Annotated in this window: 11 protein-coding genes; 7 read left to right on the forward strand and 4 right to left on the reverse strand. The window is 72.7% G+C overall.

Features of this window, described 5'->3' with window-relative positions:
* Window positions 1-418: 418 nt before the first annotated feature.
* Entirely contained in the window at window positions 419-1,003 is a 585-nt protein-coding gene (locus tag ACFWM2_RS39645; protein ID WP_383291092.1) for a 2'-5' RNA ligase family protein, read from the reverse strand.
* Window positions 1,004-1,148: 145 nt separating this feature from the next.
* Window positions 1,149-2,159 (reverse strand): tryptophan--tRNA ligase, encoded by a 1,011-nt coding sequence (trpS, locus tag ACFWM2_RS39650; RefSeq protein ID WP_383291095.1) that lies wholly within the window; start codon window positions 2,157-2,159, stop codon window positions 1,149-1,151.
* A 176-nt stretch (window positions 2,160-2,335) separates the two neighbouring features.
* Here trpS and ACFWM2_RS39655 point away from each other — a divergent pair, with 176 nt between their 5' ends.
* The 3 genes from ACFWM2_RS39655 to ACFWM2_RS39665 all read left to right on the forward strand — a co-directional run bounded on the left by ACFWM2_RS39655 (window position 2,336) and on the right by ACFWM2_RS39665 (window position 4,687).
* Window positions 2,336-2,950, forward strand: a complete 615-nt coding sequence (locus ACFWM2_RS39655) for an RNA polymerase sigma factor (RefSeq protein ID WP_383291169.1) — start codon at window positions 2,336-2,338, stop codon at window positions 2,948-2,950.
* Complete coding sequence (locus tag ACFWM2_RS39660; protein WP_383291098.1) at window positions 2,943-3,824, forward strand: hypothetical protein; 882 nt, start codon at window positions 2,943-2,945, stop codon at window positions 3,822-3,824. The genes ACFWM2_RS39655 and ACFWM2_RS39660 overlap by 8 nt, the downstream gene beginning before the upstream one ends.
* A gap of 116 nt (window positions 3,825-3,940) precedes the next feature.
* Window positions 3,941-4,687: a hypothetical protein gene (locus tag ACFWM2_RS39665; RefSeq protein ID WP_383291101.1), complete on the forward strand. Its 747-nt coding sequence runs from the start codon at window positions 3,941-3,943 to the stop codon at window positions 4,685-4,687.
* A 215-nt stretch (window positions 4,688-4,902) separates the two neighbouring features.
* Here the strand turns inward: ACFWM2_RS39665 and ACFWM2_RS39670 are convergent, their stop codons facing one another.
* Window positions 4,903-6,348: a glycine hydroxymethyltransferase gene (locus ACFWM2_RS39670; protein WP_383291104.1), complete on the reverse strand. Its 1,446-nt coding sequence runs from the start codon at window positions 6,346-6,348 to the stop codon at window positions 4,903-4,905.
* 312 nt (window positions 6,349-6,660) lie between these two features.
* Between ACFWM2_RS39670 and rocD the strand changes: the two genes are divergently transcribed.
* Window positions 6,661-7,875, forward strand: a complete 1,215-nt coding sequence (rocD, locus tag ACFWM2_RS39675; RefSeq protein WP_383291106.1) for an ornithine--oxo-acid transaminase — start codon at window positions 6,661-6,663, stop codon at window positions 7,873-7,875.
* 308 nt (window positions 7,876-8,183) lie between these two features.
* Entirely contained in the window at window positions 8,184-9,017 is an 834-nt protein-coding gene (locus ACFWM2_RS39680) for a DMT family transporter (protein WP_383291171.1), read from the forward strand.
* Window positions 9,018-9,894: 877 nt separating this feature from the next.
* Here the strand turns inward: ACFWM2_RS39680 and ACFWM2_RS39685 are convergent.
* Window positions 9,895-11,355 carry a PLP-dependent aminotransferase family protein gene (locus ACFWM2_RS39685; RefSeq protein WP_383291108.1) on the reverse strand — a complete coding sequence of 487 codons (1,461 nt, stop codon included), beginning with the start codon at window positions 11,353-11,355 and terminating at the stop codon, window positions 9,895-9,897.
* A 47-nt stretch (window positions 11,356-11,402) separates the two neighbouring features.
* Between ACFWM2_RS39685 and ACFWM2_RS39690 the strand changes: the two genes are divergently transcribed.
* Window positions 11,403-11,930 (forward strand): carboxymuconolactone decarboxylase family protein, encoded by a 528-nt coding sequence (locus tag ACFWM2_RS39690; RefSeq protein ID WP_383291110.1) that lies wholly within the window; start codon window positions 11,403-11,405, stop codon window positions 11,928-11,930.
* Between the two features lie 106 nt (window positions 11,931-12,036).
* Window positions 12,037-12,750: an isocitrate lyase/phosphoenolpyruvate mutase family protein gene (locus ACFWM2_RS39695; RefSeq protein ID WP_383291112.1), complete on the forward strand. Its 714-nt coding sequence runs from the start codon at window positions 12,037-12,039 to the stop codon at window positions 12,748-12,750.
* Window positions 12,751-12,971: the final 221 nt, after the last annotated feature.

Genomic DNA, 12,971 nt, shown 5'->3' on the forward strand with positions numbered 1-12,971 from the left:
CCCGTCGCCCTACCGGCTGTGCTGTCTTCTGGGGGCGCTCGCTTGTCCGTCCTCACGCATGGCGACGGGCATTTGATGTACCGGCACGGCCCCTTGCGTACTTCGGCGACTGCGGGTGCGTGGGGGTTGCGGGCGGGGGCGGGCCGCCGTCGCCGCCTTGAGCTGCGGGCACCCCGGGGGCGGCCACCGTCTTCACTGCGGGCAGCGGGCACCCGCTGGGGGAAACAGAGTCATAGCTGCGGGCATGCGTGCCGCTAGGGGCGGCGCAGGCGGGCGCAGGGGCACCCCGTGGCGCCGGGCTCGCCGACCCACGCCAGCACCATGGTGCACACGCAAGAAGGGGACTGGGCCCGCCCAGAGGCGGCACCCCGGAAGCACCGGGTCGGCAGGGGAAGGGGCTCGGTCCCGCCGTACGGAATCAGCGCGCGCGCAGTTTGGTGGAGCGCTTGGAGGGAGCCCCCGCCTGCGGAGGAACCACCGCACTGCCGAAGACGAACTCCCGCAGCTTCCGCCACACCCCGTCCGCCCCCTGCTCGTAGAGCGCGAACCCGGTGCACGGCCACGCGGCGTCGTACCGGGCGAGCTCTTCGAACGCCCGGTCCATCGCCGCGTCGTCGATACCGTGCGCCACCGTGACGTGCGGGTGGTACGGGAACTGCAGCTCCCGCGCCACGGGCCCGGACGCGTCCCGCACCTGCTTCTGCAGCCAGGTGCACGCCTCGGCGCCGTCGACGACCTGCACGTACACGACGGGCGACAGCGGACGGAACGTACCCGTCCCGCACAGCCGCATCGGGAAGGGCCGCCCGGCCGCCGCGACCTCGACGAGATGCGCCTCGATGGCGGGCAGCGCCGAGTCGTCGACCTCGGTCGGCGGCAGCAGCGTGACGTGCGTGGGGATGCCCGAAGCCGCGGGGTCACCGAAGCCCGCGCGCCGCTCCTGGAGCAGGCTGCCATGAGGCTCCGGGACCGCGATCGACACGCCGATCGTTACGGTCCCCACGTCATCTCCTGTCGTCTTGTCGTGTTCGCGGTCTTCCCCGGGCAGGGGGGACTGCGGTGTCAGCTATCGACTGTACGGCCGCGCGGGCCGGTACCGGCCGTCGTACGGGTGTCGTCCTCGTCTCGTACGGCTTGCGCACCGGCTGTCAGTGCTTGGCGGGCAGGAAGCCGACCTTGTCGTACGCCTGGGAGAGCGTCTCCGCGGCGACGGCACGCGCCTTCTCCGCGCCCTTGGCCAGAATCGAGTCGAGCGTCTCCGGGTCGTCCAGATACTGCTGGGTGCGCTCCCGGAACGGTGTCACGAAGTCGACCATGACCTCGGCCAGGTCCGTCTTCAGCGCACCGTAGCCCTTGCCTTCGTACTTCTGCTCCAGATCCGCGATTCCGGCTCCGGTGAGGGTCGAGTAGATGGTCAGCAGGTTGCTGATACCCGGTTTGTGCTCGGGGTCATACCTGATGACGGTGTCCGTGTCGGTGACCGCGCTCTTGACCTTCTTCGCCGTCGTCTTCGGCTCGTCGAGCAGGTTGATCAGTCCCTTGGGGGCCGACGCCGACTTGCTCATCTTGATCGTCGGGTCCTGGAGATCGAAGATCTTCGCCGTCTCCTTGAGGATGTACGGCTTCGGGACCGTGAACGTCTCGCCGAAGCGGCCGTTGAACCGCTCGGCCAGATCGCGGGTGAGCTCGATGTGCTGGCGCTGGTCCTCACCGACCGGGACCTCGTTGGCCTGGTACAGCAGGATGTCCGCGACCTGGAGGATCGGGTACGTGAAGAGGCCGACGGAGGCACGGTCGGTGCCCTGCTTGGCGGACTTGTCCTTGAACTGGGTCATGCGGGACGCCTCGCCGAAGCCGGTGAGGCAGTTCATGATCCAGGCGAGCTGCGCGTGCTCGGGGACATGGCTCTGGACGAACAGCGTGCAGCGTTCCGGGTCGAGGCCGGCGGCGAGCAGCTGCGCGGCGGCGAGCCTGGTGTTGGCACGCAGGTCGGCCGGATCCTGCGGAATGGTGATCGCGTGCAGGTCCACGACCATGTAGAACGCGTCGTGGGACTCCTGCAGGGCCACCCACTGGCGGACGGCGCCGAGGTAGTTGCCGAGGTGGAACGAGCCTGCGGTGGGCTGGATTCCGGAGAGCACACGCGGACGACGCTGCATGGCGGAGCCATTCCCCTGAGGGCGGTCGTGGGTGACGGGCGGGCGGTCAGAGGCCATGGGGCCATTCTCTCAGGTGTCTCTCATTGCTCGGGAACAGGTGGGAACCGATCCGTCCTCGGCGGTGTAACAAGAGTGTGAGGACGCGGGAGGGGGGCCGCATCGTCGATGAGGCCGTGGTGATCGCACGCGTACGCGCCGGTGAGCCGGAGGCGTATGCGGAGCTGGTCCGTGCCCATACGGGTATCGCGATCAGGGCGGCCAGGGCGCTCGGGGCGGGTGCGGACGCGGAGGACGTGGTGCAGCAGGCCTTCGTCAAGGCCTACTGCTCGCTGGGGCGCTTCCGGGACGGCGCGGCCTTCAGGCCGTGGCTGCTCTCGATCGTCGCCAATGAGACGAGGAACACAGTGCGGACGGCGGTGCGCCAGCGGACGCTGGCCGGCCGGGAGGCCGCCTTCGCGGAGGCGGAGCCGCTGATACCGGAATCGGCGGACCCGGCCGTCGCGGCGCTGGACACGGAGCGCCGCGCGGCGCTCCAGGCCGCCCTGGACCAGCTCAGCGAGGAGCACCGGCTCGTCGTCACCTACCGATATCTGCTGGAGATGGACGAACCGGAGACGGCCCAGGCGCTGGGCTGGCCGCGCGGGACGGTGAAGTCCCGGCTCAACCGCGCGCTGCGCAAGCTGGGCCGGCTGCTGCCGTACTTCGAACCGCACGAGCATCGGGGACATCAGGAGTCCCGGGGGTCCCGGGAACCCCGGACGTCTCGGGGAGGAGGTGATGAGCATGAGTGAGTCGTACGGAGCGGGGGGCCCGGAGCAAGGCGGTGGCCGGAGTCGGCGCGCGGGTGAGGGTGCCTCGCGGTTGCCCGAGGAGTTGCGTGCCCTCGGGCGGTCCCTGGACGGTCCGGGACCGGACGGCGGCGGTGAGTCCATGGTCGAGCGGGTGCTGGGGCAGATACTCGCCGAAGGGCACGCGGTCCCGGCGGGCGCCCCGTCGGGCCCTCGCGCGCGGCTGCGGGCGGTGCGCCGCTGGACGCGGGCGCGCCGGCGCGCCCTGGTGGCCGGGCTGTGCGGAGTGCTGACCGTCCTCGTGCTCACGCCTCCGGTGCGGGCGGCAGTCGCCGACTGGTTCGGCTTCGGCGGGGTCGCCGTGCGGTACGACCCGTCCGTGGTGCCCTCGGCCGGGACGCGGGTACCCGGCTGCGGCGGGCCCTCGCTGACCCTGGCGGAGGCCGGGCGGCGCGCCGGGTTCGAGCCGCTGCTGCCGGACGCGCTGGGGGCGCCGGACGCGGTGACCGTCACCCGGGAGCCGGCGGACCGGTTCCTGATGACCCTGTGCTGGAGCGACCACGGGCACACGATCCGGCTGGACACGTATCCGGCGCGCCTGGACGTCGGCTTCAGCAAGACGACCGGCGTGCAGCCGGAGTGGTTGTCCCTCGACGAGGACGTCCCGGAGGGCGCGTTCCCGGATCCCGCGCTGTGGTTCCCCCGGCCGCACCTGCTGAGCTTCTGGCTGATCGACGAGCGCGGGGACCGCTTCACGCGGACGAAGCGCACCGCTGGTCCCACACTCCTGTGGACGCACGGGGGCGACATGACGCTGCGTCTGGAGGGCGTCGCGTCGAAGGCACGGGCGGTGCGGATCGCCAAGTCGTTGAAGTAGTCGCACATCTGGTCCGGACGGAATGGGAACCCCGGCGGGCCGAGCGGTGTACCAGAAGTGACACACGGCGTGCGGTCGGACCGCACGTGGCTCGGTCGGCCGGCAGGGGGTTTCGGATGCGCGGAGTTCGTGGACTGATCGCGGTACTGGGGGCGTTGGCGGTGACCCTGGCCGTGCTGCTGCTGGGCGCGCCGGCCGCACTGGCCGGGGGACCGACGAGCGTGCTGCTGGTCTCCCCGGAGAGCGCGGAGAGCGCCGCGCTGTATTACGCGGACGAGGAGTACACGGAGTTGACGCGCCTGCTGGGCGAGCCGGACTCCGGCACGCGCGAGCAGCCGCCAGGGCTGGACCTGATGTCCGGTGGACCCCAGCTCAATGTCACCTGGCTGCTCCACGACGTGTCGCCGTGGCGCCTGGACCGCGTCTTTCCCGACACGCCCCACAGCAAGGAGGTCTGGATCCACACGGCGACCCATGTGCCCGACTCGCTCAACGGCTACTGGCACCGGGCCCAGCACCCGGCCCAGCTGCGAGCACTGCTCAAGAAGCTCGGCGTGATGGGCAAGCCGTCGCCCAAGGGGGCCGGAGCCATGTTCCCCGCGCCGTGGGATTCGGGCTCCCCCGAGGCCGCTGCCCCGCCCGCCGACACCGCCGCCGCCCAGCAGTCCCGCGCCGCGAACGCGGGGACCGCGGACGAGGGGACCGACTGGTGGTGGGCGATACCGGGCCTGGCGGCCGGGGCGGTGCTGGCGCTGGTCCTGCGGCCGTTTGTCGCAGGGATACCGGGAGCTCGACGCCCGCTGGAGCGATGGCGGCAGCGAGGCGGGCAGGAGGAGCCCCGGCAGGAGCTGCGGGACGTCTGAGCGGCGGCCTATGCCGAGCTGCGACGAAGTGGCGGTGCGGCGGTGCGGCAGGCGGGGGTGATGGGCGGGGCACTGGACGGGCGCTCGGCATCGGCGGCACGACCTTGGGGCACCGTCGCGGTACGCCGCGTGGGGGCCCGGCGAGGTGCCGGGCCGCCACGGGACGGCGACAGAAGCTGTACGACGGGGGGCGGCTTTCAGCGCCCCGGCCGGCCTCAGCCGAGGTCGATCTCCGGGTACAGCGGGAAGCCGGCCAGCAGGTCGGTGGCCCGGTGGGAGATCTCGTCGGAGATCTTCGCGTCCAGGACGTGCTGGGCCTTGGACGGGGCGCCCTTGCCGGTGGTGCCGGGCTCGGCGGCGGTGAGGACCCGGTCGATCAGACCGGCGATCTCGTCCATCTCGACCGCACCCAGGCCACGGGTGGTCAGGGCGGGAGTGCCGATCCGGATACCGGAGGTGTACCAAGCGCCGTTGGGGTCGGCGGGGATGGCGTTGCGGTTCGTGACGATGCCCGAGTCGAGCAGGGCGGTCTCGGCCTGACGGCCGGTGAGGCCGTAGGAGGAGGCGACGTCGATCAGGTTGAGGTGGTTGTCGGTGCCGCCGGTGACCAGCGTGGCACCCCGGCGCATCAGACCCTCCGCGAGCGCGCGGGCGTTGTCGACGACGGCCTGGGCGTAGTCGCGGAACTCGGGGCGGCGGGCCTCGGCGAGTGCGACGGCCTTGGCGGCCATGACGTGCGGAAGGGGGCCGCCGAGGACCATCGGGCAGCCGCGGTCGACCTGGTCCTTGAGGGAGTCGTCGCAGAGCACCATGCCGCCGCGCGGACCGCGCAGCGACTTGTGGGTGGTGGTGGTGACGATCTGGGCGTGCGGGACCGGGTCGAAGTCGCCGGTGAGGACCTTGCCGGCGACAAGACCGGCGAAGTGCGCCATGTCCACCATCAGCGTCGCGCCGACCTCGTCCGCGATCTCCCGCATGATGCGGAAGTTCACCAGACGGGGGTAGGCGGAGTAGCCGGCGACGATGATCAGCGGCTTGAACTCGCGGGCGGAAGCGCGCAGGGCCTCGTAGTCGATGAGGCCGGTGGCGGGGTCGGTGCCGTAGGAGCGCTGGTCGAACATCTTGCCGGAGATGTTCGGGCGGAAGCCGTGGGTGAGGTGGCCACCGGCGTCCAGGGACATGCCGAGCATGCGCTGGTTGCCGAAGGCCTGGCGCAGTTCGGCCCAGTCGGCGTCGGAGAGGTCGTTCACGTTGCGGACGCCGGCCCGCTCCAGGGCGGGAGCCTCGACGCGGGCGGCGAGGACGGCCCAGAAGGCGACGAGGTTGGCGTCGATGCCGGAGTGCGGCTGAGCGTAGGCGTGGGAGGCGCCGAAGAGTTCGCGGGCGTGCTCGGCGGCGAGGGCTTCGACGGTGTCGACGTTGCGACAGCCGGCGTAGAAGCGGCGGCCGATGGTGCCTTCGGCGTACTTGTCGCTGAACCAGTTGCCCATGGCCAGGAGGGTGGCCGGGGAGGCGTAGTTCTCGGACGCGATCAGCTTGAGCATCTCGCGCTGGTCGGTGATCTCCTGGCCGATGGCTTCGGCGACCCGGGGCTCAACGGCCCGGATCACGTCGAGGGCGCTGCGGAAGGCGGTGGACTCGGTGGAGAGGGGCTCTGGCATGACGGCCTCCGGACGTGGCGTTCAGCGTTCACGGTTCGGCCCAGGCGCACGGCACTCGGTCGCCGTCTCTCCCCGCGTGGACCATCCGGGCCCTCGGCCGGACTGTCTCCCGGCCGGGGATCCGGGGCAGCCCCGGGAAAGCACAGCGCGGGCCGCTCCCCGATGGTCGGTCCCATCCCAGCGCGCCAGTCACGGCCCGCCGGTCAGCCTACCGGGCGCGCCGGATCAGGGGGTTCCCCGGTCCACCATGCGAGCGACGATAGGAAGGAGGTCACAAGCCCGTTCGCCATCGCCGTAAGAAACGGAGACGCCGTGGTTGTTACGGAGACGACAGAGGCGTACATCGCGTCGGCCGAGGCGCACAGCGCGCACAACTACCACCCGCTGCCGGTCGTCGTGGCGACTGCGGACGGGGCGTGGATGACGGATGTCGAGGGGCGGCGCTATCTCGATCTGCTGGCCGGCTACTCGGCGCTGAACTTCGGGCACGGCAACCGCCGGCTGATCGACGCGGCGAGGGCACAGCTGGAGCGGGTGACGCTGACGTCGCGGGCGTTCCACCACGACCGGTTCGCCGACTTCTGCGCACGGCTGGCGGAGCTGTGCGGCATGGAGCTGGTACTGCCGATGAACACGGGAGCGGAGGCGGTGGAGACCGCCGTGAAGACGGCCCGCAAGTGGGGGTACCGGATCAAGGGCGTGCCGGACGGCAGGGCGAGGATCGTGGTCGCGAGCGACAACTTCCACGGGCGGACGACGACGATCATCAGCTTCTCCACGGACGCCGAGGCGCGGGAGGACTTCGGGCCGTACACACCGGGCTTCGACATCGTGCCGTACGGGGATCTCGCGGCGCTGCGCGCGGCGGTCACCGAGGACACGGTCGCGGTGCTGCTGGAACCGATCCAGGGCGAGGCGGGGGTGCTGGTGCCGCCGCCCGGCTATCTCCGGGGTGTGCGGGAGCTGACGCGGGAGCGGAACGTCCTCTTCATCGCGGACGAGATCCAGTCGGGGCTCGGCCGCACCGGTCGGACCTTCGCCTGTGAGCACGAGGGGGTCGTGCCGGACATGTATGTGCTGGGCAAGGCGCTGGGCGGCGGGGTGGTGCCGGTGTCGGCGGTGGTGTCGAGCCGTGAGGTGCTCGGGGTGTTCCGGCCCGGTGAGCACGGGTCGACGTTCGGCGGGAATCCGCTGGCCTGTGCGGTGGCCCTGGAGGTGATCGCGATGCTGCGGTCGGGTGAGTACCAGCGGCGGGCGGCGGAGCTCGGAGACCATCTGCACCGGGAGTTGAAGGTGCTGGTGGACATGGGCCGGGTGACGGCGGTGCGCGGGCGAGGGCTGTGGGCGGGAGTCGACATCGCCCCGGAGTACGGCACGGGCCGGGAGATCTCCGAGAAGCTGATGGACCGGGGTGTGCTGGTCAAGGACACGCACGGGGTCACGATCCGGATCGCCCCACCCCTGGTCGTCAGCAAGGAGGACCTGGACTGGGGCCTGGCCCAACTCCGGGGCGTGCTGGGCGCCTAGGACCTCTCCGGTCGATCACGGCGGAGACGGGGGGTGTGGCACGCACCTCTGCGGCGTCGTCGGCCACCGACTCCCCCACGCTCGACTTCACTCGCGGGGGCGCCCCTATCGCGTCGGCTTCCTCCTCCGCCCTGCTGCTGCACGCACCACACCCGCTCCCCGGCACGGACAAGGCGCCGCAGCTCCCCTCCCACCATGATCGACCGGACAAGGTCCTCAGGGCGTGGCCGGCGGCGGACCATGCGGTGGAGTGCCGGGTCGGACGCTGTGGAGTTCGGCTCCCCTACAGTCACTTCGTGCTCTTTGGAATGTTGTGCGCCCTTGGCGCGGCGGTCTGCTTCGGTACGGCGACGGTGTTGCAGGCGATCGCAGCGCGGGCGGCCGTCGGCAGCGGGTCGGGCGGGGACGCGGCGCTGCTGCTGCGGGCGCTGCGGCAGTGGCGGTATCTCGCCGGGCTGGCGCTCGACGGAGTCGGCTTTCTTCTCCAGATCGCCGCGCTGCGTTCGATCCCCATCTACGCGGTCGGGGCGGCTCTCGCGGCGAGTCTGGCGGTGACGGCGGTGGTCGCGGCCCGGCTGCTCCAGGTGCGGCTGAGCCGGGTCGAGTGGGGCGCGGTGGGGGTGGTGTGCGCGGGGCTGGCCATGCTGGGGCTGGCATCCGGTACGGAGGGCGAGCGGGCCGGGTCGACGGAGTTGAAGTACGCGATGCTGGGCGTCGCGGTGCTCGTGCTGCTGGCGGGCCTGGTGGCCGGGCGGTTGCCCGAGCGGGGTCGGGCGCTGGTACTGGGGCTGGGGGCCGGTTTCGGGTTCGGAGTGGTCGAGGTGGCGGTACGGCTGATCGACGGCCTGTCGGTCGGCGCGCTGCTCGGCAACCCGGCGACGTATGCGTTGCTGCTGGGCGGAGGGGCGGCGTTCGTGCTGCTCACGTCGGCGTTGCAGCGCGGGTCGGTGACGACGGCGACCGCGGGGCTGGTCATCGGGGAGACCATCGGGCCCGCGCTGGTCGGGGTGGTCTGGCTGGGCGACCGTACGCGGGACGGGCTGGAGTGGCTGGCGGTGCTCGGTTTCGCGGTGGCGGTCGTGGGGGCGCTGGCCCTCGCGCGGTTCGGGGAGGCGCCGGTGGAGGAGGGCGTCGAGGTCTAGGGCTGCGCAACGTCCCGTCGTCTGCCCGGAGGACGGACCCTGCGGCGTCCGGAGCGCGCTCTCGCCGTGCCGGCCACAGACCACTCGTACAGACGTACTTGGATCTTCGCCCAGTTCGACGAAGGGGGTCCCTCCCGGCTCGGGGAAGCCGAGAAATCGGGGCGCGCGCCGGGCGTCGCGGGGGCAGACAGGCCGGGGTCCCTCCCGGCTCGGGCGGGGCCGAGGACTCGGGGCGCGCGCGGCGTCGCGGGGGCAGACAGCTGGGGCCCGCTCCCGGCCCGAGCGGAACCGCGAACTGGGGCGCGCGCCAGGCGTCGCGGGGGCAGACAGGCCAGGGTCCCTCCCGGCTCGGGCGGGGCCGAGAACTCGGGGCGCGCGCGGCGTCGCGGGGGCAGACGGTTGGGGCCCGCTCCCGGCCCGAGCGGAACCGCGAACTGGGGCGCGCGCCAGGCGTCGCGGGGGCAGACAGGCCAGGGTCCCTCCCAGCTCGGGCGGAGCCGAGAACTCGGGGCTCGCGCGGCGTCGCGGGGGCAGACAGCTGGGGCCCGCTCCCGGCCCGAGCGGAACCGCGAACTGGGGCGCGCGCCGGGCGTCGCGGGGGCAGACAGGCCGGGGTCCCTCCCGGTTCGGGCGGGGCCGAGGACTCGGGGCGCGCGCCTGGCGTCGCGGGGGCAGACAAACGGGGGTCCCTCCCGGCTCGGGCGGAGCCGAGGGCTGGGGGCGCGCCAGGCGTCACGACCAGACAGACGGGCCCCTCCCGGCCCGGGCGGAGCCGAGAACTCGGGGCGCGCCAGGCGTCGCGGGGCAGGCGGGGCTTTGCGGGCATCGCCCAGGGGCCGAGGGGTTGAAGGACCGGGGGCTCGACAGCGCGTCGGTCCTACGGCAGTACCCGGCACAGCGCGTCCAGGGCGCCTGACCAGGCGTGGTCGGGTGGGGTGCCGTAGCCGACGACCAGGGCGTCGAGGGGGGCGGTGGTGGCGTCGGGGTGGCGGAAGCGGGAGAGGCCGTGGACGGCGAGGCCCTGCCAGGCGGCTGCGCGGACGACCGACGGTTCGGTGCCGGCCGGCAGGCGGAGGACGGCGTGCAGACCCGCCGCGATGCCGGTGGCGTGGACCTCGGGGGCGCGGGCGGACAGGGCGGCGACCAGGGCGTCGCGGCGGCGCCGGTAGCGCAGCCGGGCCGCGCGGACATGGCGGTCGTAGGCGCCCGAGGTGATGAACTCCGCCAGGGTCAGCTGGTCCAGGACGCCGGAGGACCAGCCGCCGCCGCCCTTGACCGCCGTGACCTCCGCGGCCAGTGAGCGGGGCAGGACCATCCAGCCGAGCCGCAGACCGGGGGCGAGCGATTTGCTGGCGGTGCCCAGGTAGACGACCTGGTCGGGGTCCAACCCCTGCAAGGCGCCCACGGGTTGGCGGTCGTAGCGGAACTCGCCGTCGTAGTCGTCCTCCAGGATCAGGCCGCCGGTGCGGCGGGCCCAGTCCACGACGGCGGCCCGGCGGTCCGGGTGGAGCGGCACGCCCATCGGGAACTGGTGGGCGGGGGTCAGCAGGACCGCAGGTGCGTCGGTCGAGTCGCCCGTGCGCGTGCCCAGTTCGTCGAAGGGCAGGGGCGCGGTGCGCAGACCCGAGCGGTGCAGCAGGTTCCAGTGGACGTCGAGGCCGTACGACTCCACGGCGAGGGAACGCAGGCCCCGTTCGCGCAGTACCGCGCCGAGCAGCATCAGACCGTCGGCGAAGCCGGCGCAGATCATGATGCGGTCCGGGGTCACCCGGACACCCCTGGCGCGGGCGAGGTAGCCGGCGAGGGCGGTGCGCAGTTCGACGCGGCCGCGCGGATCGCCGTAGCCGAGGGCGTCGTGCGGCGCGGCGGTCAGCGCGCGGCGGGCCGCCTTCAGCCAGCCGGTGCGCGGGAAGGTGGCGAGGTCGGGAGTGCCGGGGGTGAGGTCGTAGGTGGGGCGGCCCTGCTCGCGGGCGCGGCGCGTCGACTCGGGTGCCGGTGGCGGGAGCGTCCGCTCCGCCACCCGGGTGCCCGAGCCCTGGCGTGCCGTGAGCCAGCCCTCGGCGACGAGATCGCCGTACGCGTCGGCGACCGTGTTGCGGGCGATGCCCAGGTCGGCGGCGAGGGAGCGGGAGGACGGGAGACGGGTCCCGGGGGCCAGCCGGCCGCCGCGGACCGCCTCGCGCAGGGCGTCGGTCAGCCCCCGGCGCACCCCCGAGCCGGTCGGTTCCAGATGCAGGTCCACGCCGAGCGCGGCCCGCAGGGCGTCGTCCGACGCGGAGGACCCGGTTGACGCCGAGGACGCAGAGGACGCCGCCAAAGTGGCCCATGATTCCACCATGGAAATGGACCATACCCCTGGGCTACTCCACTCGTAGGGTCGGTCTCATGACGACTTACGCGAACGCGGAGAAGACCGGGAACAGCGACCCGGCCGGTGAGTACGCCGCCGAGCACGGCCCCCGTCTGGAGTGGGCCAAGCTCGCGCCGGACGTCTACAAGGCCATGGTCAGGCTGGACGCGGCCGCCCGGCAGGGCGTCGACCCCGTCCTGCTGGAACTGGTGAAGATCCGCGCGTCGCAGCTCAACCACTGCGCGTTCTGCCTGGACATGCACAGCAAGGACGCGCTGGCCGCCGGCGAGAGCGTCCAGCGCATCGTGCAGCTCAGCGCCTGGGAGGAGTCGGCGCACTTCTACACGGAGAAGGAGCTCGCGGCGCTCGCGCTGACCGAGGCGGTGACCGTCCTGACGGACGGCTTCGTGCCGGACGCGGTGTACGAGCGGGCGGCGCAGCACTTCGAGGAGGCCGAGCTGGCCCAGCTCATCGCCGCGATCACGGTGATCAACGCGTGGAACCGGTTCGGGGTGACCTGCCGTCTCGTGCCCGGCCACTACCAGGCGGGACAGTACAAGTGACGGCGCGTACGGCAACGGTTCGGACGGACACGGCAAGCACGAGGGTTCGTACGGCGACGGCCGACGCGACCGTCACCGCGCCGCGGGCCGCCGGAGGTCACGCGTGGTGAACGCCGTCGATGCCTTCCGTGCCCTGCACCACGGGCGGGCGCCGGGCGACCCGCTCGTCCTGCCCGGCCCTTGGGACGCGGCCGGCGCACGGGTGTTCGCGGAAGCCGGGTTCCCGGCGCTCGCCACACCCAGCGCCGGGGTCGCCGCTTCGCTCGGGTACGAGGACGGGGCCACGCCGGCCGACGAGATGTTCGCGGCGGTCGCGCGGATCGTACGGGCGGTCGACGTGCCCGTGTCCGCGGACGTCGAGGACGGATACGGGCTCCCGCCGAAGGAGCTGGTGGACCGGCTGCTGGAGACGGGGGCGGTGGGCTGCAACCTTGAGGACTCCAACGGGGGTGTCCTCAAGGACCCCGCACGGCACGCCGACTGGCTCGCCGAGGTGAGGGCGGCAGCGGGCGGCCGGCTCTTCCTCAACGCGCGCATCGACACGTTCCTGTGCGGTGCGGCCGATCCGGACCGGGCGATCGAGCGGGCCGCGCTGTACGTGGCCGCGGGTGCCGACTGCGTGTATCCGATCGGCGCTCCCGCCGAGGTGCTTCCGCTGTTGCGGGCCGGGATGCAGGGACCGGTCAACGCGTCCGGCCGGCCCGATGCCTCGTCCATCGCCGAGCTGGGTGAACTGGGAGCCACCCGGATCACGTTCGGGCCGGCGTTGCAGCGCCGGGCGACGGAGGCCTTGCGGGAGATCGCGACGGAGCTGAGGTAAACAGCTCCGGAAACCGAAGACCTCCCCGCGCCGGACCGAAGACAGTCCGTGCCGGACCGAAGACCTCCCCGCGCCGGACCGAAGACAAGCCGGCCGGACCGAAGACAGCCGTGCCGGGCGCCTCCCGAAGGAGCGCACTCAACCCGTCCCTGGACTCCTGGGACCAGGCCCCCGCCGCATCGGAACTGGAAGCACTCGTCACCCACACCCTCGCCCGCGAG

This window comes from Streptomyces sp. NPDC058371, assembly GCF_042723265.1.
Taxonomy (GTDB): Bacteria; Actinomycetota; Actinomycetes; order Streptomycetales; family Streptomycetaceae; genus Streptomyces.

What these genes read in the sequence shown, in the direction of transcription:
- trpS (WP_383291095.1), bottom strand. Translation starts at nt 2,159, where the DNA reads ATGCAGCGTCGTCCGCGTGTGCTCTCCGGAATCCAGCCCACCGCAGGC.
- ACFWM2_RS39660 (WP_383291098.1), top strand. Translation starts at nt 2,943, where the DNA reads ATGAGTGAGTCGTACGGAGCGGGGGGCCCGGAGCAAGGCGGTGGCCGG.
- ACFWM2_RS39665 (WP_383291101.1), top strand. Translation starts at nt 3,941, where the DNA reads ATGCGCGGAGTTCGTGGACTGATCGCGGTACTGGGGGCGTTGGCGGTG.
- ACFWM2_RS39670 (WP_383291104.1), bottom strand. Translation starts at nt 6,348, where the DNA reads ATGCCAGAGCCCCTCTCCACCGAGTCCACCGCCTTCCGCAGCGCCCTC.
- ACFWM2_RS39680 (WP_383291171.1), top strand. Translation starts at nt 8,184, where the DNA reads ATGTTGTGCGCCCTTGGCGCGGCGGTCTGCTTCGGTACGGCGACGGTG.
- ACFWM2_RS39685 (WP_383291108.1), bottom strand. Translation starts at nt 11,355, where the DNA reads ATGGTGGAATCATGGGCCACTTTGGCGGCGTCCTCTGCGTCCTCGGCG.
- ACFWM2_RS39690 (WP_383291110.1), top strand. Translation starts at nt 11,403, where the DNA reads ATGACGACTTACGCGAACGCGGAGAAGACCGGGAACAGCGACCCGGCC.